We start from the raw sequence: 524 nt of genomic DNA on the forward strand, positions 1-524 counted from the left end.
GTCGAGATGCGCCGGCCAGACGTCCAGGTTCTCGCCGCGCACGCGGAAATTGCCGCGCTGGAAGGAGGCGTCGTTGCGGCGATACTGCTGCTCGACGAGGCCCTTGAGCAGGGCGTCGCGCTGGATGCTCCCGCCGCGCTCCAGCTTCACGACCATGTTGGAGTAGGTCTCGACCGAGCCGATGCCGTAGATGCAGGAGACCGAGGCGACGATCACCACGTCCCGCCGCTGCAGCAGAGACTGTGTGGCGCTGTGGCGCATACGGTCGATCTGCTCGTTGATCTGGCTGTCTTTTTCTATGTAGGTGTCCGTGCGCGGGACATAGGCTTCCGGCTGGAAGTAGTCGTAGTAGCTGACGAAATACTCGACGGCGTTGTCCGGGAAGAAGCTCTTCATCTCCCCATAGAGCTGCGCGGCCAGCGTCTTGTTCGGCGCGAGGATGAGCGTCGGCCGCTGCACCGATTCGATCACCTTCGCCATCGTGAAGGTTTTCCCGGAACCGGTGACGCCGAGCAGCACTTGGT

General features: G+C 62.8%; 1 protein-coding gene. It reads right to left on the minus strand.

Going from position 1 to position 524, the window contains the following annotated elements:
• Nucleotides 1-524: DEAD/DEAH box helicase family protein (locus tag AC1DWF_RS38440; protein ID WP_476843644.1), on the minus strand; the 524-nt coding region annotated here is incomplete at both ends.

The sequence above is a fragment of the Aminobacter sp. P4_D5 genome, assembly GCF_056401815.1.